The organism is Micromonospora xinjiangensis (assembly GCF_056150165.1).
The window spans coordinates 279,137-301,921 of sequence record NZ_JAXCFO010000003.1; the positions used below are offsets into that span (position 1 = coordinate 279,137).

Consider the following 22,785-nt stretch of genomic DNA (forward strand, 5'->3'; position numbering starts at 1 on the left):
GCGACTGTCAGCAGGCGTGCACGCGACATTGCGGCATGGTTGCACAAACACTGACGATCACCCAGTCCGAGGGAGGCAGCGGAACCCCGACCATCCGTGGTTGTCTCCCAACCCGCAGGCCGCTCAGCCAGCGGCAGCCGAAGCTGCCGGGCCATCCACGGGCCTTAAGCGGTGCCACAAGGGGCCATGCCAGGCCGCCCAGGACCGGAGGACCAGCGTCTACCCAGCACGAGATCCGATCTTGTCCAGTTCCCAAGCTGACAGTGCGGGTTCGATTCCCGTCACCCGCTCCACGATCGAGGCCCCGGTCAGGACGCGAGTCCCCCGGGGCCTTCGGCGTTGCGCTGGCTGGCAGCGCCCGGGGCGAGCACGACGACTGACTCCTCCCGAAACCGACCGCACGGCGTTGCCACCCGAGGGTTCGGGCTCGTCCGGGGAACGCCGGCCCTGGCACAATCTGCCGCGTGCAGATCGGGATGCTCGGATCGTTCGAGGTTCGTACGGACGACGGAGCCCTCACCGACGTGCCGGGCGCGCGGCTGCGCGGGCTGTTGATCGCCCTCGCGCTCGAAGCCGGTCGGGTGGTCCCGAAGGCCACGCTCGTCGACTGGATCTGGGGCGAGCACCCGCCCGCCGACGCCACGAACTCTCTGCACCGCCTGGTCTCCCGGCTGCGAAAGGTACTTCCGGCCGGGGTGATCGAGGGGCAGACGGACGGCTACCGGCTCACGGTGGAACCCGACACGGTCGACGCGGTGCGGTTCGAACGCCTCGTCGCCGCGAGCCGGGCCCGGAACGGCGACGATGCGGTGCGGGTCCGACTGCTGCGTGAGGCCCTGGCGTTGTGGCGCGGTGCCGCCATGCAGGACGTCGGCCTGCCCGACAGCGCCGTGCTCGACGCGGTGGTCACCCGGCTCGAGGGGCTCCGCCTGACCGCGCTCGAGGACCGGTTCGACGCGGAGGTCGCCCTCGGCCACGGTACGGAGCTGGTCGCCGAACTGACCGACCTGGTGGCCGCGCACCCGGTGCGGGAGCGGCTCGTCGCCGCGCTGATGCGGTCGCTCGCCGCGGCCGGCCGCGCCAGCGAGGCGCTGCTGGTGTATCAGCGGACCAGGGAGACCCTGGCCGACACGCTGGGCGTCGACCCCTCACCGGAGCTGTCCGCCCTGCACGTCGCGCTGCTGCGCGGCGAGGTGGGACGGCGGGAGGAGAACCGGAAGACCAACCTGCGTGCCGAGCTGAGCAGCTTCATCGGCAAGGAGGCCGACGTCGCCGCGGTCCGCGCGCTCGTCGCCGAACACCGGCTCACCACGCTGATCGGGCCGGGTGGCTCGGGGAAGACCCGGCTGGCCGTCGAGACGGCGCGCGGGTTGCTCGACGACCTGCCCGACGGCGCCTGGTTGGTGGAGTTCGCCGCCATCGGCGCCGGCGGCGACGTGGTGCAGGCGACGCTCGCCGGGCTCGGCCTCCGGGACACCCTGCTCGGCGGGGCGCCGAACGCGGAGCTGATCGACCGGCTCGTCGCCGCCGTCCGCGAGCGTGAGGCGCTGCTGATCCTCGACAACTGTGAGCACGTGATCGAGTCGGCGGCGGCGTTCGCCCACCGACTGCTCGGCGAGTGCCGGCGACTGCGGATCCTCGCGACGAGCAGGGAACCGCTCGGCATCACCGGTGAGACGCTGTGGCCGGTCGCGCCCCTGACCCTGCCGGACGAGGACGCCGGCCCGGGCGGCATCGAGGCCTCTCCCGCCGTCCGTCTGCTGCGGGACCGGGCGAGCGCGGTGCGCAGGGATCTGGCGGTCGACGCCCACACGTCGTCGATGATGGCGCGCGTCTGCCGGGCACTGGACGGGATGCCACTGGCGATCGAACTGGCCGCGGCCAGGTTGCGCACCATGTCGCTCGATCAGCTCGCCGAGCGGCTCGACGACCGGTTCCGCCTGCTGACCGGCGGCAGCCGTACCGCCCTGCCCCGGCACCGGACGCTGCGGGCGATGGTGGACTGGAGCTGGGAGCTGCTGACCGACGCCGAACGGACGGTCCTGCGCAGGCTCTCGGTGTTCTCCGGCGGAGCGAGCTTGGACGCGGCCGAGCGGGTCTGCGCCGGCGACGCGGTCGAGCGGGAGGACGTGCTCGAGTTGCTCACCGCGCTGACCGAGAAGTCGCTGCTGGTCGCCGAGGGTGGCGGCGCGCCGCGCTACCGGATGCTCGGGACGATCAGGGAGTACGCCGCGCACCGGCTCGCCGAGGCGGGAGAGTCGGAGCTGGCGCGCCAGGCGCATCTCGCCTACTTCACCGATCTCACCGAGACCGCGGAGCCGCGGCTGCGCCGCGCCGACCAGGTGGCATGGCTCGCCGTGCTCGAGGCCGAGCACGACAACATCGGGTCCGCGATGCGGGGTGCGCTCGCGGCGGGCGAGGCACCGGCGGCGATGCGCCTGGCGGCGGGCGCCGGCTGGTACTGGTGGCTCGGCGGTCACCGGACCGAAGGCATGGAGCTGGTCACCGCGGCCACCGGAGTGCCCGGCGAGGTGCCGGACGAGATCCGGGCGACGGTGTACGCGCTGGTGGTGCTCTTCCTGAACTCCGGACCGGGCGACGCGCAGCACGCGGCGGAGTGGATCCACAAGGCGTACCGGCTCAGTGTGCGCAGCCGGGGCAGTCACCCGGGGCTGGCGCTCGTCGTCCCGCTGGAACGCATGCTGCGGGAGCCGGACGCGCTGCTGCCCGCCTGGGAGACGCTGCTGGACCACGAAGACCCCTGGGTACGCGCGCTGGCCCGGCTGCACCTCGGCAAGATGCGGATCATCCTCGGCCGCGACGGGCCGGACGTGGACAACCATCTCCGGCAGGCGCTCGCCGAGTTCCGGGCCCTCGGCGAACGGTTCGGGACCTCGTTCGCGCTGACCGAGCTGGCGGAGCTGATCGCGGTACGCGGTGAGTACGCGGCCGCCTGCGAGCACTACGAGGAGGCGATCGCGGCGGTCACCGAGGTGGGCGCCGTCGAGGACGTCATCCGGATGCGGTCGCGGCAGGCGCGGCTGTACTGGCTGCTGGGCGACGAGGACGCCAGCGCCGCCGCCGTGACCGAGGCGCAACGGCGCGCGGCGCGGGTCACCTGGCCGGGCGCGTTGGCCGAACTGGCGTTGTCGAAGGCGGAGCTGGCGCGCTGGCGCGGGAACGCCGAGGAGGCGTACGAGCAGCTCCGGGCCATGACCGCCCTGCTCGGCGAGGAGGCGGGGCTGGCGGGCATCCGGGCGGGGACACACGACCTGCTGGGCTATCTGGCCGACGACGTCGACGAGGCCCGCACCCATCGGGCGGCGGCGTGCCGGGCGGCGCTCGAGGCCGGGTACGCACCGTTGACGGCGCAGGTGCTCGTCGGTGTCGCGGACCTGGCGCTGCGCCGCGACCAACCGGAGCAGGCCGCCCGGTTGCTCGCGGCGAGTGCCGCGGTGCGCGGGATGCCGGATCGGGCCCACCCGGACGTGCTCCGGATCGAACAGACGGCGCGGCGCCGCCTCGGCGAGGAGAAGTTCGCCGAGGCGGCGCTCGAAGGCACCCGGACGGGCTGGGGTCAGCTGGTCGAGGTCACGCTCGCTTCGTGAAGGTGGAACGCGCCCACAGGTAGCCGACGAGGGCGATGCCGACGCACCAGGCGAGGGCGGGAATCACGTCACCGGCGGACGGCGTCCCGTTCAGGAAGCCCCGCAGGGTCTCGATGATCGGGGTGAAGGGCTGGTACTCCGCGAACTGCCGCAGGCCCGGCCCCATCTTCTCCGCCGGCACGATCGCGCTGCTGAAGAAGGGCAGCATGACCAGCGGCACCGAGGCCAGACCCGCCGTCTCCGGAGACTTCGCGGACAGGCCCAGGGCGACCGTGAGCCAGCTGGCCGCGAAGCCGAGCAGCACGATGACGCCGATCGCGCCGAGCCAGTCCAGGAGACTCGCCGACGGGTCGAATCCCAGCAGGAAGGCGACCCCGACGAGCGCCCCGATGGCGATGAGGTTGGTCAGCACGGTGGCGATGACGTGGCCGCTGAGCACCGCGCCCCGGGAGACGTGCATGACCTTGAACCGGTTGATGATGCCCTTCGTCATGTCGGAGTTCACCGCCGTCGCGGTGGCCCCCAGCCCGTAGCAGACGGCCAGCAACATCAGCCCCGGCGTCGCGTAGTCGATGTAGTCGACACCGACGTCGAAGGCGTCCCCGAACATGTACACGAACATCAGCATGATGACGATCGGCATCAGGACCGCGTTGAACACCGAGGTGGGGTTCCGCGCGATGTGCTTGACGTTGCGACGCAGCATGACGATCGAGTGGGACTTGGCGCTCATTTCGCGGCCACCTCCGTGGTACGGCCCGTCAGGGCGAGGAAGACGTCATCGAGGTCGGGGGTCTGCACGGAGAACCCCTCGGCGCTGATCGCGTACTCGTCGAGCCGGTCCAGCAGGGCCCGCAGCGACTTCGTTCCGCCGTCGCTGGGGACTCGCAGGACCATCGCCTCGTCGTCGCGCCGGGAGTCGGTGAGGACGCGCGCGGCCGCGTCGAGTTCGGCGACGGTGGCGAACCGGAGCCGCACGTGGGTGCCGGGAACCTGGCGCTTGAGGTCGTCGGGAGTGCCCTGGGCCACCAGGCGGCCCTGGTCGAGCACCGCGATCCGGTCGGCGAGCTGATCGGCTTCCTCGAGGTACTGGGTGGTGAGGAAGATGGTCACCCCGTCGGCGAGCAGGTCACGGATGATCTCCCACATGGTGCGGCGGCTGCGTGGGTCCAGTCCGGTCGTCGGCTCGTCCAGGAAGATGATCCGCGGGTTGCCGACGAGCGTCATCGCGAGATCGAGCTTGCGCCGCATGCCCCCGGAGTAGGTCGACGCCGCCTTGTCCGCCGACCCCACGAGATCGAACCGCTCCAGCAGCTCTGCGACGACCCGTCTGCCGTCCCTGGTGGGCGTCCGGCTCAGGTCCACCATCAGCTGGAGGTTCTCCCGCCCGGTCAGCAGTTCGTCCACCGCGGCGAACTGACCGGTCACACCGATCGCCGCCCGCACCGCCTTCGCCTCGGTCGCGACGTCGTGTCCGGCGACGCGTACGGTGCCGCTGTCGGCCTTCACCAGCGTGGTCAGCACGTTGACGGTGGTCGTCTTGCCGGCCCCGTTCGGGCCGAGCAGGGAGAAGACCGTTCCCGCCTGGACATCCAGATCGATGCCGTCGAGCACCTTCTTGTCTCCGTACGCCTTCCGCAGCCCGGAGACGTGGATCGCTGAATTTCTCATGCCGCCACGATCGGCGTCCACCCTGTCACCGCCCTGACACGGCCCTGACACCGCCTCTGACACGGGCTCTGACACGGGCTCGTCGCGCGGCCGGGCCGTTCCGACAGGACGCGAATCGCCTACCAGGCGTCGTCGAGACCAGGCGGCGACTGCTTCTCGGCGAGCGCCAGCAGAGCGTCGTGCGTCTCCCGGTCCGCCGCCACGATCAGCCCGCCCGCGCCCGTGTGCAGCGGTTGACCGTGGATGCCGGTCACCACGCATCCGGCGGCCTCGCAGAGGGCGATGCCGCTGGCGAAGTGCACGCTGTCCCGAAGGTCGCCGTCCGTGACGTACGCGGCCCGGCGGCCGGCCGCCACCCAGGCCACCGCGAGGGTGGTGGAGACGACGCGGGGACGGAAGCGCTCGGCGAACCCCGGCTCGGCGAGCAGCCGGGCGGCCCGGAAGCGGGGGGCGTTCGGGAACGGCGGGTCGAGGTTGACGTCGACGAGCCGGGACTCGGCCGACGGGGTGAGCGGCTCGTCCACACCGTCGCGCCGCACGTACGCCCGGCCGCCCTCCGTCCAGAACACCTCGTCGGTGAACGGGTCGGCCGAGGCCGCCACGCGGACCGCCGAACCCGTGCGCAGCGCGACGTTCACGGCGACCAGCATGGTGCGTACCGCGTAGTTCAGCGTGCCGCACAACGGGTCGACGAGCCACCTGCGCGCCGATTCCGCGGCGCCCGTGCGTCCGCTCTCCTCGCCGGTCACGGCGTCGTCCGGCCGGGCCGCGCGCAGCACGCCGAGGATGGCCTGCTCCGCCTCGACGTCGGCGGCGGTGGCGAAGTCGTCCCCCGACTTCCGGAAGCGCTCCAGGGCCGTCCCGTACCGGTCGCGTACGACGGCGGCCCCCGCCTGCGCGGCCGCGACCGCCACCTCCGCGTCTGTGTCCGGCATGGGCGCAGGATAGTCAGCCGGTGGTGGCGCAGCGGCGGTCGGCGGGGGACGACGCAAGAAACACGGTGCCCGCCCGGCAGGGGCCGGACGGGCACCGTGTCGTTCCTGTGGAAGCCGCTACCTGCCGCCTCCGCGGACCTCCACATCGTGGGTCGTGTAGGCGTACGCGTAGGTGGCGTCGCCGTCGAACCGGACGTGGTAGGTGTACTGGCCGCCGACGGGTGGCGTGTCGGTGACGGTGAACGACCCGTCGGTCAGGGTGACCGGCGGCAGCTCGGTGGTGGTGTAGCCGCTCCGGTTGGTGACCGCCCGCACCACGACGATCGTGCCGGACGGGGCGGTGACGTCACCGGCCGGAAGCAGCGTGCCGGTCAACCGGAGAGCCTTGCCGGCGCTCCCCGTCGCGGGCCCGGTCACGGTCAGCGTGGTGGGGTGCTGGGCCACGGCGACGTCGGTCGAGGTGGTGCTCCAACGGAAGTCGGCGTTGCCGTCCCAGATGGCGCCGTAGGTGACCGTCCCGCTCACCGGCGGCGTGACGGTGGCGGTGAACGTGCCGTCGGCGGCGGTGGTCACGTGACCGACGGTGGCGCTCGTGCCGTCGGGCAGCTGTCGGGTGACCTCGACCGGCTGGGCGCCCGGAGCCGAGCCGTCGGCCAGCGTGAGCCGGCCGGTCAGGGTGAGCGGGTCGAGCGCGGTGGCCGCGGAGGTGGCCGCCAGGCTCAGCGTGGACGCCGGAAGGGTCGCACCCTCGACACGCCACAGGTAGTACCGCCCGCGGAACCTGTCCTCCAGCAGCGCGAACGCGTCGTCACCGGTGATGGCGAGAGCACCCGTGCGCAGGTCGGCACCGTTGCGGATGTTGGTCTGGTACGTCTTCGCCGTCGTGGCCGCGTCGTACACGGCCACGTGCGCGCCGAGGTACGAGCCGTAGAAGGCCCCGGCGACGTGGGTGCCGTCCGGGGCGAGCGCGATGGCACCCGGAGCGCCCGGGTACTCCGATTCGGTCCCGTAGGTGCGGACCTTGGCCAGGCTCGTGGTGTCCCAGACGTCGTAACCCGAGGTGGCGAAGACCGAGATCGCCGTCGAGCCGTCCGCGGTGATGGCGAGGTCGGTGAGGTTGGACAGGCCGTGGTCGTGCCCGCTGATGACGCCGCGCAGCGTCGCGGGGGTGGTGCTCACGTCGTACACCCGCAGGCTGCCCGGGTTGATGCCCTGCTCGCCGGCGACCACCGTGGTGCCGGTGGCCGCGACCAGCGGCGCCCCGTACATCCGGTCGGCGATCCGGACCGGCTCCGGCGCCGCCACCGACAGGTCGAGGCCGAGGATGCCGCCGACCCACTCGTTGGCGCGGCCGTACCCGACCCAGAGCTGGTCGCCGGACAGCCACAGGTTCGTGGGCAACGGGTAGCCGGTGAGATCGATTCGCCGGGTGGGGGCGAGGGTTGCCGTGTCGATCTCGACGACCTCGTTCGAGCCGCTCGACGCCGCGTAGAGCCGGCTGCCGTCGGCCGCCATCACCAGGCCCGTCGCGCCCGCGACACCGGTGACGGTGCCGGTGACCGCGCCCCGGGTGTCCGCCACCACGATCCGGTCGTTCGCGGAGACGAAGACCTTGCCGCCACCGGCGGCCACGTCGTTCAGGCCCGTGACGCCGTCGAGCAGCGTCGCCGAGTCCCTCGCCGAGGCGGGTGCGGAGGTGGCGACGATGCCGGCCGCCACGACCAGCGTCGATGCCAGAACTGAACCGATTGCTGTGCGAAACCGCACGCCGCGGTCTCCCTTCGGTCGATGACCCCGTGAATGCCACGGCGGACCGGCACCCGTGGACGGGGCCGTCGCCGGGCGGGCGACAAGATCGTCGCTCCATGGGTACAGGCGGTGGCCCGTCCGGGGACGTTACACATAGGACGGGTGGCCGGCGCGGGCGATCGTCCACGATCGGGTGACGAAGGGGCACGGCACCACCACCCACTACCGGTACGAGGTGGCCGGTCGGACGTACCAGCGGGAGGCCACCCGTGTCGAGGTGTGCCGGTCCTACGAGGCGGTGGGCCGTCCCGCCCGCCCGGTTCCACGCGGTGCCGTCACCGTCCGCTCGAAGCCCAAGCGGCGCGTCCGGCGCCGAGGCCGGCGGCCGCCGTCAGATGGGGGGCGTGCCTGGGCCGGGCCCGACAGCCGAGGGCGACGGCGCCGACCGGGTGGAGCTCGGTGCGCCGGAGCGCCGGGGCGGCGCGGCGAGCGTGAGCGCGACGAGCCCGCAGACCGCGCCGACCGCGAAGAGGAGGAGGAGATCCGGCTGGCCGAGCCACTTCCAGAGGGGGTGCCAGACCGGGTGCGGCTCCTCGCGGTGGTGCGCGAGCATCCGCGGCGCGGCGAGGAGGACGGGACCCCACCAGGACAGCATGGTGAGCGCGTACAGGACGGTGACCCCCCGCGCGCCGGTCCGCTCCGTCCGACGGCGCGCCCAGGCGAAGATCAGCCACCCGGCGGCAGCGCCGAACAGGCCGCCGACGATGCCGGCGGGCAGCACGGCGGGCGGGGTCACCCGGCGCAGCGTCACGGTGAGGTACGTGTCGTCGATCGACGGCCTGGCGGGCAGCCACAGCTCGACCGTGGTGTCCCCCCGCCGGGCCACGAGACTGATGTTGTCCGAACCCGCCACCGGCGTGCACCCGTCGGCCCGGCAGACCAGCTCGGGTTGGACGTGTGGCGGGTACGTCCGCCAGCCGGTCTCGTCGAGCCGGCGTTGGGCGGTCGCGAGGGTCTCCCGCTGGGCGGGCGGCGGCGCGGCGTGGGCGGTGGCCACGACCGCGCCCTCCTGGTATTCACCGCCGTCGAACAGCAGCAGCGCACGCAGGTGTCGTGGCCGCAGCGGCTGGGAGTAGAAGGTGAAGAGCGCGGACGCGGGCTGGATGTCGCCGACGTGGTGACCCGGCAGCAGCTCGGCGACGACCGTGCTGGTCTCCGCGCGGTCCGGCAGCGGCCGGGCGGTCTGCCAGGCGAGCCAGGTGGCGAGCGCCGCGCTGAACAGGCCGCAGATCACCGCGGTGAGCACGGCCCAGACGACGACGGTACGGCTGCGGTAGCGGCCCAGGTGTGCGCGCACGCCGGACGGTACATCGACGATCCGCACCGGCTCAACAGCCACCGCGGGCCGACTAGGCTGCGATCATGCGGATTGGCATCGTGATCCTCCCCGACCAGCGCTGGGCCGAGTCGCAGCGGCGCTGGCGGCTGGCGGACGAGTGGGGCTTCGATCACGCCTGGACGTACGACCACCTGGGCTGGCGCGACCTCGTCGACGGCCCCTGGTTCGACTCGATGACGACCCTCACCGCGGCGGCGACCGTCACGTCGCGGATCCGGCTCGGCACCCTGGTCGCGTCGCCCAACTTCCGCCACCCGGCGGCCTTCGCCCGGCAGATCACCGCGCTCGACGACGTCTCGGACGGGCGGCTGCTGCTCGGCATCGGCGCCGGCGGCATCGGCTTCGACGCCGAGGTGCTCGGCGGGGAGACGCTGCCACCGCGGCGGCGGGTCGACCGGTTCGCGGAGTTCGTCGAGCTGCTCGACCTCGTGCTGCGGGAGGACGGCACGACGTGGCGCGGCGAGTGGTTCGCCGCGGTGGACGCCCGGAGCAACCCCGGCTCGGTGCAGACTCCGCGAGTGCCGTTCGTGCTGGCCGCGAACGGGCCGCGCTCGATGCGTCTCGTGGCCCGCTTCGGTCAGGGCTGGGTCACCACGGGCACCGGCGGCGACGACCTGGAGAGTTGGTGGGCCGGGGTGGCCGAGCTGGCGGCCCGGCTGGACCGGACGCTGGACGAGGCCGGACGCGATCCGGCCACGGTGGAGCGTCACCTGTCCCTCGACGCGGCACCGGTCTTCTCGCTGAGCAGCGCCCAGTTCTTCGCCGACCAGGTCGGGCGGGCCGCCGAGCTGGGTTTCACCGACGTGGCCACGCACTGGCCGCGGGCCAGCAGCTGGTACGCCGGGGACGAGGAGATCCTCGTGGACGTCGCCACCCGGCTGCTGCCCGAGCTGCGGGGTTGAGCCGCGCGGCGAGCGACGTGACGCGCCCGTGCCGGCGACGCGTCACGTGCCGATGACGCCGTCGTCCGTGGGGAGGAGCCGGAAGCGCAGGCAGACCACGTCCGTGTCGTCGGTGACCGGCGTGCCCAGGCGCGCCCAGTAACGGGAGTGACCAGCGCGCCAGTCCTCGATCGAGCGGTCCCCCTCACCCTCGGCGCGGGCGAAGTCCCAGGTGACGTCGGCGAACCGGACCACCTCGACGCTGGTGACCTCGACAACCCCGACGAGACGGTCCTCGTCGTCCACGAGGACCAGTCGCTCGCCGATCCGCTCCAGCTCCTCGCCCTCCTCGGCGTACTCGCCGAGCAGGCCGGCGGTCGCCGTCTTCACGCCGGCGAGCACCAGGGAGTTGAGGGTGCCCCGCAGCTCACCGGGGGTGCCGAGGGCGAGCGTGCGCAATCCGCCGATCCGAGGCCACATCCTGCCGAGGCTAGGTCAGCCCACGCCGCCGCGCCGCCGCTTTTCGTGCCCGGGCAACCCGACGTCACTTCTCGCGACCGGGTCCCCGCGCGTCGGCTCGCGGGCCACGGCGGCCCGGCTGCCGGCGTACCGTGACGGAGAGTCCAGTCGACGACGACCAGGAGGCGGTCATGGCGGACCGACGCGCGGTGCTCATTCCCGGCTCGGGCTACGACACCCGGGCCCCGCTCCTGGCGTACGCCGGGGAGTCGTTGCGCCGCGCCGGCTTCCGCGTCCACGAGATCTCCTGGCAGTTCCCGGGCGGGCTCGCCGTTCCGCAGAGCGGCCCCTGGGTGGTCGAGCGGGTCACGCCGACCCTGGACGAGCCGACGGACCTGCTGGTGGGTAAGTCGCTCGGCAGCCTCGCCGCGAAGCTCGCCGTCGACCGGGCGCTGCCCGCCGTCTGGCTCACGCCGCTGCTGCACGAACCGGAGGTGGTCGACGCCCTGGAGCGGGCCACCGCCCCGTTCCTGCTGGTCGGCGGCGCGGCGGACAAGACCTGGGACGGTGCGCTGGCCCGCCGCCTCACTCCGCACCTGGTGGAGATTCCGGAGGCCGACCACTCGCTGATGCTGCCGGGGCCGCTGGTCCGCTCGGCGCACGCGCTGGGCCGGGCCACCACCGCGATCGAGGAGTTCGTCCAGATCATCTGAGCGGCGGCGGGCGGGTCAGTCGTGCAGGTCGGTCCCCGTCACCAGGCCGCGGATTCGTAGGTCGGCGGCGACCTGCGGGTCGCAGTCGACAGCGACGGCGGAGGTGCCCACCGGTTCGGCGCCGCGTGCCGCGCAGATGTCGTAGAGAGCGCGGACCTGGGCGCCGGTCGCCACCCAGTCGTCCACCACCAGCACCCGGTCGCCGGGGCCGAGGTGCCAGTCCCGGACGGCCAGGTCGACCCGGCGGCCCCGGAAGTCCGGAGGGCTCTGCGCCCAGGTGAGCGGTCCGGCCGGCAGTCGACCGTCGCCCGGCTTGTGCGCGGGCACGAAACCGACGCCGAGCGCGGTGGCGGCCAGGGGGCCGACGAGCAGGCCGGTGACCGCCGGGGCGAGCACGACGGTGGGCCGTTCGGCGCGGAACGGCGCGACCAGGGCCGGGCCGAGCGCGGCCAGCACCGCCGGGTCCCGCCACCAGCCGGAGACGTCGCTGACCAGGTGTGTGGAGCCGGGGCCGGGATCGATCCACCGGAACAGTTCGACGAGGCGTTCGGTCAGCTCGGTGGGCATCTGCCCATCCTCCGGCAGCGCACCACGGGACCGCGACAGGGCGTCCGGCCCGGCGAGCGTCGCGTGAGGCTGGGTGGCCTGGTCGGTGGCGTTCCGGGCCGGTCCGGTGGGCCTGGCCCGGACCGTCGTGGCCCGGCCCGGCCGGTGGATCACGGGTCGGATGATCGGCTACACGTATACGAGCAAATACGGGCATACCACCGTGATCACGTTGACTTCGGAAGTACTTCTCTCGTTACGGTCCGACCCGGCTCGTACAGCGGACGAAAGGACCGGGCTCGTGGCTGGTAGGCACTCCCGTACCCGCAGGATCTCCTCGCCGTCCGGGATCGCCGCCCTGGCGGCGCTCGGCGTGGCGCTCGCCGCCGGCGGCACCGTCGGCGCGGTGCACCTGACCTCGGGTACGGACGCCCGGCCGGTGGCCATCGAGCTCACCCCCACGGTGGCGGCGAGCAGTGCGGCTCCCAGCTCGCCGGCCGCGTCGCCCACCCCGAGCGTCACGTCGAGCCCCACACCCACCGCCACCGCCAGCCCGGCGCCCAGCCGCTCGACACAGGCGGCCTCCCGGGGCAAGACGCGCACCGCCGCCCCGAAGCCGACGGTGAAGAAGACGACGTCCGCGCCGAAGGTGGTGGACAGCGGCTCCTGCGGCGCCTCCTTCTACTCCGACGGCCAGTTGACCGCGAACGGGGAGTCGTTCGACCCGGACGCCCTGACCGCCGCGCACAAGACCCTGCCGTTCAACACCAGGGTGCGGGTGACCAACCCCGAGAACGGCAAGTCGGTCGTCGTACGGATCAACGACCGGGGCCCGTTCATCGACGGACGTTGCCTCGACCTCTCCCGCGCCGCCTTCGCCAGCATCGCCTCGCTGGACGTGGGCGCGATGACCGTCCGGTACGAGGTGCTCGGCTGAACGGATGCCCGACGGCGATACGGTCGGCGTCACGGGCCGGCCGGGCAGAACCTTCTCGGACGACGGGCCAGGTTCATTCACCCGCTCACGTCCATCAGGCATGCTGTCCCTCGTACGCACGCATCCCTTCCAGTCGGGCCGTAGCCCACTGAGTCCCGGATCCCGCGCCGGTCTCGGCGCGGCCCTCGCCCTGCTCGCGATCGTCTCCGCCGTCGAGTTGGCGGACGGGCGCCCGGCGCACTACATCGCGCTGATGGTGGCCGCGCCGTTCCTCGCCGCCGCGCTGGCGTCCTGGCGGGTGGTGCTCGGCGTCGGCGTGGCGGCCACCGCGATCGGCGCGGCCTTCGCCGTCTGCGACTGGTCGATCTCCCTGGTCAACGGGGTGAACGTGGCCGGTATCGCCCTCGCCACCGGCATCGCGGCCGCGGTCGCCTCGGTGCGCCAGCGGCAGGCCGAGCAGATCGCCGAGTTGTCCAAGCTCGCGGCGGTGGCGCAGCAGGCCGTGCTGCGCCCGCTCGGTCCGCAGGTGGGCACGCTGGCGGTCGCCGGCCGCTACATCTCGTCGAAGGCGGCGGCGGAGATCGGTGGCGACCTGTACGAGGCGGTCGACACCCCGTACGGCGTACGCATGATCATCGGTGACGTGCGGGGGAAGGGGCTGGAGGCGGTCCGGCTGGCCAGCATCGTGCTCGGCTCCTACCGGCACGTGGCGTACGAGCGGGCCGACCTGCGCGCCATCGTCACCGACCTGGACCGGGCGGTGGCCCGCAGCGTCGGCGACGAGGACTTCGTCACCGCCGCGCTGGTCGAGGAGCGGGGCGGGACCCTCACCATCGTCAACTGTGGACACCCGCCGCCGCTGCTGCTGCGTCGGGGCGCGGTGATCCCGCTCGAACCACCCGCGCCGGCGCCCCCGCTCGGGTTCATGCCGGTCGTACGGCCCCGGGTCGAGCGGCTGGAGCCGGGCGACCGGCTGCTCCTCTTCACCGACGGGCTGGGCGAGGCGCGCCGCGACGGCGAGTTCTTCCCGACGGCCGACCGGGCGTGGCGGCTGCTCGGCCACGGCACGGTCGCGGACGGGCTGGCCTCGCTGGAGACCGCGCTGGTCGAGTGGGTGCACGGCCGCCTCGACGACGACATCGCCCTGGTGCTGATGGAGTACGCGGGCCCGCGTACCGCCCCGATGCCGGCCGTGCCGAGCTGGGAGGTCGGCGCGGCCGAGAGCTGATCGCCGACGGTGGGCGCGGTCACGCGGCGTGACGGTGGAGGTGTCGCCGGCCGGGCCGGCGGGTGAATCCCTGGTGTGTAATCCCCCTCACTTCGGTGATCGGCTTGTCGCTGGCTACTTGCCGGTAATAGAGTCTGGGTTACTGATCGGTAACACGTGTCCGGAAGCGGGGCCAGTGAGCATGACCCACTACAAGAGCAACCTTCGGGACCTCGAGTTCAACCTGTTCGAGGTCTTCGGGGCGGACCGGGCGTTCGGCCGGGAGCCGTACTCCGACCTCGACGTCGACACCGCACGCAGCATCCTCGCCGAGGTCGACCGCCTCGCCCGCGAGGACCTGGCCGCCAGCTACACGGACAGTGACCGGAACCCGCCGGTCTTCGACCCGGCCACCCACACCGCCCCGCTGCCGGAGTCGTTCAAGAAGTCCTACCGGGCCTTCATGGAGTCGGAGTTCTGGCGGCTCGACCTCCCGTCGGAGCTGGACGGCACGAACGCTCCGCGTGCCCTCTGGTGGGCGCTCGCCGAGCTGGTGCTCGGCTCGAACGCTCCCGTCTGGATGTACGCCTCCGGCCCGTCCTTCGCGCACGTCCTGCACGTCGAGGGCACCGAGCGGCAGAAGAAGTGGGCCAAGCTCTTCATCGACAAGCAGTGGGGCTCGACGATGGTCCTCACCGAGCCGGACGCCGGCTCGGACGTCGGCGCCGGCCGCACCCGGGCCATCCCGCAGCCGGACGGTTCGTGGCACATCGAGGGCGTCAAGCGGTTCATCACCTCGGGCGAGCACGACCTGACCGACAACATCGTCCACTACGTACTCGCCCGGCCGGTCGGCGTCGAGGGCGTCGGTGGGCCCGGCACCAAGGGCCTCTCCCTCTTCGTGGTGCCGAAGTACCACTTCGACGAGGAGACCGGCGAGCTGGGCGAGCGCAACGGCGTCTTCGCCACGAACGTCGAGCACAAGATGGGCATCAAGGTCTCGAACACCTGCGAGATGACCTTCGGTGAGCACGGCGTGCCGGCCAAGGGCTGGCTGCTGGGCGACAAGCACGACGGCATCCGGCAGATGTTCATGATCATCGAGTACGCCCGGATGATGGTCGGCACCAAGGCGATCGCCACGCTCTCCACCGGTTACCTGAACGCCCTGGAGTACGCCAAGAGCCGCGTGCAGGGCGCCGACCTGGTCCAGCAGGCCGACAAGACCGCCCCGCGGGTGACGATCACCCACCACCCGGACGTGCGGCGTTCGCTGCTGCTCCAGAAGTCGTACGCCGAGGGACTGCGTGCCCTGGTGCTCTACACCGCGTCCTGGCAGGACAAGGTCGCCATCGCCGAGGCGGCCGGCGACGAGAAGGCCACCAAACTGGCCAAGCGGGTCAACGACCTGCTCCTGCCGCTCGTGAAGGGCGTCGGGTCGGAGCGGGCGTACGAGCTGCTCGGTCACGAGGCGCTCCAGACGTTCGGCGGGTCGGGCTTCCTCCAGGACTACCCGCTGGAGCAGTACGTCCGGGACGCGAAGATTGACACGCTGTACGAGGGCACCACCGCGATCCAGAGCCTCGACCTGGTCTTCCGGAAGATCGTCCGGGACAACGGCAAGGCCCTGATGGCGGTCGCGGCCGAGATCCAGGAGTTCATCACCACCGAGGGCGGCAACGGCCAGCTCAAGGAGGAGCGGCAGGCGCTCGGCAAGGCGCTCGCCGAGATCCAGAACATCCTCGGCGTGATGACCGGCTGGTTGGGTGAGGCACAGGGCGGCGACACCCGCGCCCTCTACAAGGTCGGGCTGAGCAGCCGTCGGTTCCTGCTCGCGATCGGCGACCTGGTCGTCGGGTGGCTGCTGCAGAAGCAGGCCGACGTGGCGCTGCGCGCGCTGAACGGCGAGGTCTCCGCCGCCGACAAGGCGTTCTACACCGGCAAGGTGGCCGCTGCCCGCTTCTTCGCCCGCGAGGTGCTGCCCCGCATCGGCGCCGACCGGCGGATCATCGAGGGTGCCGACCTGGACATCATGGACCTCCCGGAAGAGGCCTTCTGACCGGAACCGCACCGGCCTCGCCGGCCCCCGTCCCCCCGGCCTCGCACTCCCCGCTCCGACAATTCGGGGTAAACGCCCGAATCGAGGGCCGGAGTCGCGAGATCGCCCGGGGGCGGAGGCCGGCGTCGCATTGCGGGCGGGTCTCCGGATAGCCCGCCGCCGTGACGGGTAACCCCCGCGAGACCACGTCGGAACACGCCCGAACCCATCGCACGGGGGAGTCCAGCGGACATGGGCATTGGTAGCGGCATCTTCCTGATCGCGGTCGGCGCGATCCTGACCTTCGCCATCAGAGCCAACGTCTGGTGGGTCGACCTGCGCGCGGTCGGCTGGGTGTTCATCCTGGCCGGACTGGCCGTCCTGCTCACCACCCTCTGGTACTGGCAGGACCGGCGCAAGCGGGCACGGACGCTCATCGTGGAGGAGAACCGGCTGTCTCATCCCACCGCGATGATGCCGCCGCCACCCGACCCGCCACCGCCCACCGCGCCGCCCTCCTGAGCCCCGTACGCCTGAGCCACCCGCCCACCGGCGGGTGGCTCAGCCGCGTGCGGTGTGCGACTCGCTGAGCCCGCCGGCGCCCCGGTCGAGGTCTGCCCACCGGCCGCGAAGTCGGTGCACCGCGATGCCGGTCGTCCGGAGCCCCTCCTGGTCCGCCCGCGCCGGATCGAGCAGCGCGGAGAGCAGCGAGACCGCCGGGTTGTGCCCGATCAGCAGCACCGTGCCGGCCGTCGGGTCGACCCGGCGGATCAGCGCCAACAGGTCGTCAGGGTGGGCCTCGTACGCGTCCGCCTCGTACCGGACGTCCGGGCGCGGCCCGGCCGAACCGCCCTCCGGGGGCGAACCGGTCATGCCCATGGCGACACCGTGCCACGTCTCACGGGTCCGCCGGGCGGGCGAGCACAGCACGACGTCCGGGAGCAGGCCGTGCTTGGCGAGCCAGGCGCCCGCCGACTCCGCGTCGGCCCGGCCGCGTGTGGTGAGCGCCCGGTCCGCGTCCGGCCCCTCCTCGGTCTGCTCGGCCTTCGAGTGGCGTAGCAGCACCAGCGTCCGTTCCGAAGCGTCGGCGTCCGTCATGCCACCAGCTTGCCCGATTGGCGATCACGGTGCCGGGGTAAGTCGATGGATGCCGCAACCTCACCGATGGCCGCGGCGGGAAGTTACGCCAGCTGAGAGCCGAGGAGACGACCATGGGCATTGGTGGCAGCATTTTCCTGATCGCGCTGGGCGCGATCTTCGCGTTCGCCGTCGAGGCCGACCTCGGCTGGCTCAACCTGGCCGTGGTCGGGTGGGTGCTGATGTTCGCCGGCGTCGCGGCGCTGCTCGTCACGCTGTACTTCTGGAACAGCCGCCGGCGCACGGTGGTGACCACCGCTCCGGCGCGTACCGACCGGGTCGTGACCGACCGGGTGGTGCCGGTGCAGGACGACCGGGTCGTGGCCGAGTACCGCGAGGTGCGCCGCCCGGGCCGCACCGTCTGACCGACCCTCTGCCTCGGGCCCCGCGGGTCTCCGCGGGGCCCTCAGCGTGCCTGCCGCCCGCTCAGGCGAAGAGGGCGAAGTAGATCGCGATGTGATGGCAGAGCGCCGCCACCAGCGTGCAGGCGTGGAAGAACTCGTGGTGGCCGAAGACGGTGGGCCAGGGGTTCGGCCGGCGCAGCGCGTAGAAGACCGCGCCGACGCTGTAGACGGCACCGCCCACGAGCAGCAGCACCAGGGCGGTCACCCCGCCACCGTGCAGGATCTGCGGCAGCATCGCCACCGCCACCCAGCCGAGCGCGAGGTAGAGCGGCGCGGAGACCCAGCGCGGGGCGTGCGGCCAGACCACCTTCAGCGCCACACCTGCGAGAGCGCCACCCCAGACCACGGAGAGCATCACGGTCGCCATCCGCCGGTCCAGCAGCAGCACGGAGAACGGGGTGTACGTGCCGGCGATGAACACGAAGATCATCGAATGGTCCATCCGGCGCATGATCTGGTAGCCGCGCTCCGACCACACCCGACGGTGGTAGAGCGCGCTGGTGCCGAAGAGGCCGCAGACGGTGAGACTGTAGATCGCACAGCTCACCAGTGGCGCCCAGCCCGGCCGGCCCGCGGCGATCGCGCAGAGCACGATCCCGCAGATCACGGCCACGAAGAACGCGTACGTGTGCAGCCAGCCGCGCATCCGCGGCTTACCGATGTCGGTCGGCTTGAGCCGAAGCGGTGCGGAGGTCGTCACGTAATCAGGTTACGGCACCGTAGGTTACCTATAGGTAGTGCGTCTCGTCACCCCGTCCACGGGCGACGGTCCGCCCGCGCCGCGGCCCGTTCCGCGAAGATGGCGGGATGCGGATCCGACCCGTGGGGGCGCACGCCCTGCTGCTCGATCTCACGGCCGACGAGGAGCCCGCCGCCGACGGGGTCGCCACCGCCGTCCGAGCCGACGCGGCCGCCCGGGTGGAGGCGTGGCGGGCGGAGCTGATCCGCCGGCGGGAGCGGGGCGAGCTGACCGCCACGGAGATCGTCCCGGCGGCGGCGACCGTCCTGCTCGACGGCGTACCGGACCCGGTGGCGACCGCCCGGCTGCTCACCCGCTGGACGCCCCGCTCGGCCACCGTCGGGCGCGTCGCCGACCCGGTCGAGGTCCCCGTGACGTACGACGGCGAGGACCTGCCGGCCGTCGCGGCGCACTGGTCCACGACCGTGCCGGCGGTCGTCGAGCGGCTCGCGGCCACCGAGTTCCGGGTGGCGTTCTGCGGTTTCGCCCCCGGCTTCCCCTACCTGACCGGGCTCCCCGCCGAGCTGGCGCTGCCCCGGCTGCCCACACCCCGCCCCCGGGTCCCGGCCGGATCGGTCGCCCTCGCCGGCCCGTACGCCGGGATCTACCCGAGCGCGTCACCGGGCGGGTGGCGCCTCGTCGGCCGGACGGAACTGGTGCTCTTCGACGTCGCCGCCGACCCGCCCGCCCGGCTCACCCCGGGCACCCGGGTCCGCCTCCGGCCGGTCGTGCCGTGACCGCCGAACTCCACGTGCTCCGGGCCGGAGCACTCACCACCGTCCAGGATCTCGGCCGGCCCGGCTACGCGCACCTCGGGGTGCCCCGCTCGGGTGCCCTCGACCCGGCGGCGCTGCGGCTGGCCAACCGGCTGGTCGGCAACCCGGAGAGCGCCGCCGGCCTGGAGCTCACCGTCACCGGCTGCGTGCTACGGCTCACCCGGGCGGCCACCGTCGCGGTCACCGGGGCCGAGGCGCAGGTGCGGGTCGGGTCCCGACCGGGTGACACGGGTCGGCCGCTCTCCGTACCGGCCGGGGCGGTGCTGCACGTCGGGCCCGCCCGGCGCGGCGTACGCAACTGGCTGGCCGTCTCCGGCGGTGTCGACGTGCCGCCCGTGCTCGGCAGCCGGGCCACGGACACGCTCTCCGGGCTCGGGCCGCCCCCACTGCGCGACGGTGACCGGCTACCCCTCGGCGTGCCGGCCGGCCCACCTCCGCCGGTCGACCTGACCGTCGGTCCCGCCCCGCGCGACGAGCTACGGCTCGCCGTCCGGCTCGGCCCGCGCGACGACTGGTTCGCCCCGGTCGCGGTCGAACGGCTCTTCGGCACGGCGTACACCGTGAGCCCGGTGAGCAACCGGGTCGGTGCGCGACTGGCCGGCGCACCGCTGCCTCGCGCGGTCCCCGGAGAGCTGCCCAGCGAGGGCATCGTGCTCGGCGCGGTGCAGGTGCCGGCGGACGGCCAGCCGCTGATCTTCCTCGCCGACCACCCCACGACGGGCGGCTACCCGGTCATCGGGGTGGTGGCCGACGTGACCCCGCTCGCGCAGGCCGGCCCAGGCACTACCGTCAGGTTCCATGGACCTCAACGCTGACCTCGGCGAGGGATTCGGGATCTGGCGGCTCGGCGACGACGACGCCCTGTTGGGCCTGATCACCTCCGCGAATGTCGCCTGCGGCTTCCACGGCGGGGACGCGTCCACGATGCGCCGGGTCTGCGAGCAGGCGGCGCGGCGCGGGGTCGCCGTGGGCGCCCAGGTCGGCTACCGGGACCTGGCCGGCTTCGGCCGGCGGCACATCGCGTACGACTTCGCGGAGCTGCGCGACGAGGCCATCTACCAGCTCGGCGCCCTGGACGCGTTCTGCCGGGTCTTCGGGGTGCGGGTGCGCTATCTGAAGCCGCACGGCGCGCTCTACCACGCGGCGTCGGGCGACGAGACGCAGGCGGCGGCGCTCGTGGCGGCGGTCAACGAGTACGACCACCGGCTGCCGCTGCTCTGCCCGGCCGGCTCGGTCCTCGCCCAGCTCGCCGTCGGTGCCGGGCTGCGGGTGGTCGCCGAGGGCTTCGCCGACCGCGGCTATCTGCCCAGCGGGACGCTGGTGCCCCGCAACGCCCCGGGAGCGCTGGTCACCGATCCGGAACAGGTCGCCGAGCGGGCCGTCCGGATGGCAACCGAGCGGACCGTGGTGGCGGTGGACGGCACCGTCGTCCCGTGCCCGGTCGAGTCGATCTGCCTGCACGGGGACAGCCCGGGAGCGGTCGCCGCCGCGGAGATGGTCCGCGCCGCCCTGATCGACGCCGGCGTCGCGCTCGCGCCCTTCACCGGCTGACGCGCAGGGGCCCCGCGTCCGGGGCCCCTGCCACCCGAATCAGGCGTCGAGCCCGCGCAGCACCAGGGGCAGCCGCTCCGCCCCACCGCCGACCACCCGCACCGGCACGCCCCAGTCCTGCCGCGTGAGGTGGCAGGCCGCGTGCTCCACGTCCACGTCACACGTCGCCGCCTGAGCGGTCACCTGGAGCACGCCGTCGGTGACGTCGCCGTTGACCACCAGCCGGCGGGACAGCTCGGTGCTCGTCCCCGCACCCTCCAGGAGCAGCTCCGGCGGGGAGGCCGAGACCACCAGCCGGGTCGACGGACCATACGTCTCGTCGAGCTTCTGGCCGGGTGCCGGAGTGAAGATGATGTCCAGGGTCAGCTCACCGGCCGCGACGTCCGTCGGCTTCCGCTCCGCGCGGTGCCGCGGCCCGTCGACGGTGCTGGCGCCGGCGGCGGACAGCGCGCCGGGCGCCAGTCGGGTGAGCCGGTGCGCGGCGGACTCCACCACCAGGACCTCGCCGTCGGGGGTGACCACCAGGTCGCTCGGTTCGGCCAGGCCGTCGGCGACCGTCGAGACCTGGTCGGTGACCGGGTCGAAGCGGCGGACCGCGCCGTTGTACGTGTCGGCGATCAGCACGGAGCCGTCGGGCAGCGCGCAGACACCCAGCGGGTGCTGGAGCAGCGCCGACGCGGCCGGCCCGTCGACGTGGCCGAAGTCGAAGAGGCCCTGGCCGACGGCGGTGCCCATGACCCCGTTCTCCACGTACCGGATCGCGCTGGTCTCGCTGTCGGCGATCCAGAGCCGGGCGCCGTCGGCGGAGACGGAGAGCCCGGACGGCTGCGCCATCCACGCCTCGGCCAGGGGACCGTCGCGCAGCGCCTCGACCGTGGTGCCGGCGTACATGCCGGCCGTCCGCTTCACCGGGTCGAACCACCAGAGCTGGTGGATGCCGGCCATCGCGATGACGACCTTGTCGTCGTACCAGGCGAGGTCCCAGGGGGAGGAGAGGTCCACGGCGAGGGCGTCGTGGGAGTGGTCGTCGACCGTCGAACGCCACTGCCGACCACTGCCGGCCACGGTGACGACCTCGCCGGTCGCGAGCCGTACCCCGCGCAGCAGGTGGTTCACGGTGTCGGCGACGACCAGGTCGTAGCCGGCCACCTCGGCGACCTGCGCGGGAAGCAGGCAGAGCCCCTGCGGCTCGGAGAACGTGGCGCTGCCGGCCGGACCGTCGGCCCGGCCCCGCTCGCCCGCCCCGATCCGCCGCACCAACCTCTCGCCGTCCGGGGCGAGCTCGGCGAGGGAGTGCCGCGCCGAGTCGGAGACGAGCAGGTTGCCGTTCTCCAGCAGCACGGCCTTGCCGGGGAACCGCAACGTGGTCTCCGGTTCGGTGGGCGGCACGTACGGGCCGTCGCCCCGGTGCAGGGTGCCCTTCGCCTCGTGGGTGGCGATCAGCTCGTCGATGAGCCGGGCCAGCCCCTCGGCGTGGCCCTCACCGGCCATGGTGGCCACCACGTACCCCTCCGGGTCGATCACGGAGAGGGTCGGCCAGGCCCGGGCCGCGTACTGCTGCCACATGCCCAGCTCCGGGTCGTCGAGCACGGGGTGGTGGACCCCGTAGCGCTCGACCGCCGCCGCGAGCGCGTCCGCGTCCTTCTCGTGCTCGAACTTCGGCGAGTGGATGCCGATCACCACGAGGACGTCGCCGTACTTCTCCTCGAGCGGTCGCAGCTCGTCGAGGACGTGCAGGCAGTTGATGCAGCAGAAGGTCCAGAAGTCCGCGATGACGATCTTGCCGCGGAGGTCGGCGAGGGTGAGGTCGCGGCCACCGGTGTTCAGCCAGCCCCGGCCGCGCAGCTCAGGAGCCCGTACTCGTGCGCTCATGGGCCCAGTCTGCCGGACCGGGCGGGCCGCACCCGGCGGTACCCCGAGCGGGCTCGATCACAATCGTGGCCACCGAAACGGCGGCGGGGCCCAGGACGTCCGGGGCCCCCCCCCCGTGTATGTGGGGTGATGGGTGGCGGGCGGCGTCAGGGCGAGCACCCGG

Annotated in this window: 21 protein-coding genes; 11 read left to right on the forward strand and 10 right to left on the reverse strand. The window is 73.0% G+C overall.

All coding sequences use genetic code 11. From position 1 onward, the window contains the following. Nucleotides 1-464: 464 nt before the first annotated feature. Nucleotides 465-3,608, forward strand: coding sequence for a BTAD domain-containing putative transcriptional regulator (locus SM573_RS13175; RefSeq protein ID WP_474616174.1), 3,144 nt, complete (start codon nucleotides 465-467; stop codon nucleotides 3,606-3,608). On the opposite strand, the gene SM573_RS13180 is transcribed toward SM573_RS13175, so the two are convergent. The 5 genes from SM573_RS13180 to SM573_RS13200 all read right to left on the reverse strand — a co-directional run bounded on the left by SM573_RS13180 (nucleotide 3,592) and on the right by SM573_RS13200 (nucleotide 9,320). Further along, the gene (locus tag SM573_RS13180; protein ID WP_474613325.1) at nucleotides 3,592-4,341 is read right to left on the reverse strand and encodes an ABC transporter permease; all 750 of its coding nucleotides are present in this window, start codon (nucleotides 4,339-4,341) and stop codon (nucleotides 3,592-3,594) included. The two genes, SM573_RS13175 and SM573_RS13180, sit on opposite strands and share 17 nt — an antisense overlap. After that, the gene (locus tag SM573_RS13185) at nucleotides 4,338-5,279 is read right to left on the reverse strand and encodes an ATP-binding cassette domain-containing protein (protein ID WP_474613324.1); all 942 of its coding nucleotides are present in this window, start codon (nucleotides 5,277-5,279) and stop codon (nucleotides 4,338-4,340) included. The genes SM573_RS13180 and SM573_RS13185 overlap by 4 nt, the downstream gene beginning before the upstream one ends. A gap of 119 nt (nucleotides 5,280-5,398) precedes the next feature. Beyond that, a complete protein-coding gene (locus tag SM573_RS13190; protein WP_474616175.1) occupies nucleotides 5,399-6,214 on the reverse strand; it encodes an inositol monophosphatase family protein in 816 nt (271 codons plus the stop codon). Nucleotides 6,215-6,331: 117 nt separating this feature from the next. Beyond that, entirely contained in the window at nucleotides 6,332-7,981 is a 1,650-nt protein-coding gene (locus tag SM573_RS13195) for a hypothetical protein (protein WP_474616176.1), read from the reverse strand. Nucleotides 7,982-8,354: 373 nt separating this feature from the next. After that, the gene (locus SM573_RS13200) at nucleotides 8,355-9,320 is read right to left on the reverse strand and encodes a hypothetical protein (RefSeq protein WP_474616177.1); all 966 of its coding nucleotides are present in this window, start codon (nucleotides 9,318-9,320) and stop codon (nucleotides 8,355-8,357) included. A gap of 65 nt (nucleotides 9,321-9,385) precedes the next feature. Between SM573_RS13200 and SM573_RS13205 the strand changes: the two genes are divergently transcribed. After that, nucleotides 9,386-10,264: an LLM class flavin-dependent oxidoreductase gene (locus SM573_RS13205; RefSeq protein ID WP_474613320.1), complete on the forward strand. Its 879-nt coding sequence runs from the start codon at nucleotides 9,386-9,388 to the stop codon at nucleotides 10,262-10,264. Between the two features lie 42 nt (nucleotides 10,265-10,306). On the opposite strand, the gene SM573_RS13210 is transcribed toward SM573_RS13205, so the two are convergent. Beyond that, entirely contained in the window at nucleotides 10,307-10,723 is a 417-nt protein-coding gene (locus SM573_RS13210) for an ASCH domain-containing protein (RefSeq protein WP_474613319.1), read from the reverse strand. A gap of 170 nt (nucleotides 10,724-10,893) precedes the next feature. Here SM573_RS13210 and SM573_RS13215 point away from each other — a divergent pair, with 170 nt between their 5' ends. Beyond that, on the forward strand, nucleotides 10,894-11,415 hold the full coding sequence (locus SM573_RS13215; RefSeq protein WP_474613318.1) for an alpha/beta fold hydrolase: 522 nt from the start codon (nucleotides 10,894-10,896) through the stop codon (nucleotides 11,413-11,415). Between the two features lie 15 nt (nucleotides 11,416-11,430). Here the strand turns inward: SM573_RS13215 and SM573_RS13220 are convergent, their stop codons facing one another. After that, nucleotides 11,431-11,982 carry a phosphoribosyltransferase gene (locus SM573_RS13220; protein WP_474613317.1) on the reverse strand — a complete coding sequence of 184 codons (552 nt, stop codon included), beginning with the start codon at nucleotides 11,980-11,982 and terminating at the stop codon, nucleotides 11,431-11,433. A 280-nt stretch (nucleotides 11,983-12,262) separates the two neighbouring features. On the opposite strand from SM573_RS13220, the gene SM573_RS13225 reads away from it, so the two are divergent. The 4 genes from SM573_RS13225 (at nucleotide 12,263) to SM573_RS13240 (ending at nucleotide 16,665) form a co-directional block, all read left to right on the forward strand. Continuing rightward, nucleotides 12,263-12,898: a septal ring lytic transglycosylase RlpA family protein gene (locus SM573_RS13225; protein WP_474613316.1), complete on the forward strand. Its 636-nt coding sequence runs from the start codon at nucleotides 12,263-12,265 to the stop codon at nucleotides 12,896-12,898. A 100-nt stretch (nucleotides 12,899-12,998) separates the two neighbouring features. Beyond that, entirely contained in the window at nucleotides 12,999-14,126 is a 1,128-nt protein-coding gene (locus SM573_RS13230; protein WP_474613315.1) for a PP2C family protein-serine/threonine phosphatase, read from the forward strand. A 181-nt stretch (nucleotides 14,127-14,307) separates the two neighbouring features. Beyond that, the gene (locus tag SM573_RS13235; protein ID WP_474616358.1) at nucleotides 14,308-16,164 is read left to right on the forward strand and encodes an acyl-CoA dehydrogenase; all 1,857 of its coding nucleotides are present in this window, start codon (nucleotides 14,308-14,310) and stop codon (nucleotides 16,162-16,164) included. 231 nt (nucleotides 16,165-16,395) lie between these two features. Beyond that, nucleotides 16,396-16,665, forward strand: a complete 270-nt coding sequence (locus SM573_RS13240) for a DUF6458 family protein (protein ID WP_076468661.1) — start codon at nucleotides 16,396-16,398, stop codon at nucleotides 16,663-16,665. Nucleotides 16,666-16,704: 39 nt separating this feature from the next. Here SM573_RS13240 and SM573_RS13245 read toward each other — a convergent pair whose 3' ends face one another. Beyond that, nucleotides 16,705-17,241, reverse strand: coding sequence for a SixA phosphatase family protein (locus tag SM573_RS13245; RefSeq protein WP_474616178.1), 537 nt, complete (start codon nucleotides 17,239-17,241; stop codon nucleotides 16,705-16,707). 113 nt (nucleotides 17,242-17,354) lie between these two features. Here SM573_RS13245 and SM573_RS13250 point away from each other — a divergent pair, with 113 nt between their 5' ends. Continuing rightward, the gene (locus tag SM573_RS13250; protein ID WP_474613313.1) at nucleotides 17,355-17,645 is read left to right on the forward strand and encodes a DUF6458 family protein; all 291 of its coding nucleotides are present in this window, start codon (nucleotides 17,355-17,357) and stop codon (nucleotides 17,643-17,645) included. A 61-nt stretch (nucleotides 17,646-17,706) separates the two neighbouring features. Here SM573_RS13250 and trhA read toward each other — a convergent pair whose 3' ends face one another. Further along, the gene (gene trhA, locus SM573_RS13255) at nucleotides 17,707-18,384 is read right to left on the reverse strand and encodes a PAQR family membrane homeostasis protein TrhA (protein ID WP_474613312.1); all 678 of its coding nucleotides are present in this window, start codon (nucleotides 18,382-18,384) and stop codon (nucleotides 17,707-17,709) included. A gap of 107 nt (nucleotides 18,385-18,491) precedes the next feature. Here trhA and SM573_RS13260 point away from each other — a divergent pair, with 107 nt between their 5' ends. From SM573_RS13260 to SM573_RS13270, 3 genes are read left to right on the forward strand one after another with little or no spacing between them, the layout of a single operon-like run. After that, nucleotides 18,492-19,160 carry a 5-oxoprolinase subunit B family protein gene (locus SM573_RS13260; protein WP_474613311.1) on the forward strand — a complete coding sequence of 223 codons (669 nt, stop codon included), beginning with the start codon at nucleotides 18,492-18,494 and terminating at the stop codon, nucleotides 19,158-19,160. Continuing rightward, nucleotides 19,157-20,014, forward strand: a complete 858-nt coding sequence (locus SM573_RS13265) for a 5-oxoprolinase subunit C family protein (protein ID WP_474616179.1) — start codon at nucleotides 19,157-19,159, stop codon at nucleotides 20,012-20,014. Before SM573_RS13260 ends, SM573_RS13265 begins: the two co-directional genes overlap by 4 nt. Continuing rightward, nucleotides 19,998-20,750 (forward strand): LamB/YcsF family protein, encoded by a 753-nt coding sequence (locus SM573_RS13270; RefSeq protein ID WP_474616180.1) that lies wholly within the window; start codon nucleotides 19,998-20,000, stop codon nucleotides 20,748-20,750. The genes SM573_RS13265 and SM573_RS13270 overlap by 17 nt, the downstream gene beginning before the upstream one ends. Before the next feature lie 39 nt (nucleotides 20,751-20,789). On the opposite strand, the gene SM573_RS13275 is transcribed toward SM573_RS13270, so the two are convergent. Further along, on the reverse strand, nucleotides 20,790-22,622 hold the full coding sequence (locus tag SM573_RS13275) for an NHL domain-containing thioredoxin family protein (protein ID WP_474616181.1): 1,833 nt from the start codon (nucleotides 22,620-22,622) through the stop codon (nucleotides 20,790-20,792). Nucleotides 22,623-22,785: the final 163 nt, after the last annotated feature.